Origin of the sequence: Collinsella sp. SGI.178, assembly GCF_050313495.1 — a bacterium.
Classification (GTDB): Bacteria; Actinomycetota; Coriobacteriia; order Coriobacteriales; family Coriobacteriaceae; genus Collinsella.
This window is the reverse complement of record NZ_JBNPLM010000071.1, coordinates 1-239: the sequence shown is the minus strand read 5'-3', so window position 1 is coordinate 239 and position 239 is coordinate 1. Positions and strand designations below refer to the sequence as shown.

General features: G+C 72.8%; 1 pseudogene. It reads left to right on the top strand.

The annotated features are described in order from the left end of the window. Positions 1-134 precede the first annotated feature (134 nt). A pseudogene (locus ACQRAQ_RS08685) lies at positions 135-239 on the top strand (transposase); the annotation flags it as partial.

Here is a 239-nt window from a genome sequence, read left to right as displayed (position 1 = left end):
CGTGGCTGGCGGTCCGCTGCACCGCCTCGGCGGTCTCCGAGCTCGCCCGCGTCGAGTGGCACAGCGTGGGCGGCGTGTGCAGGCGCGTCTACGCCGAGCTGGAGGCCGCGCGCGGCGCCTCGAGGTTCGACGGCGTGCGCCGCATCGGCATCGACGAGACGTCGTACAAGAAGGGCCACAAGTACGTCACGGTGGTCGTCGACCACGACCGCGGCTGCCTCATCTGGGCGCACGAGGGC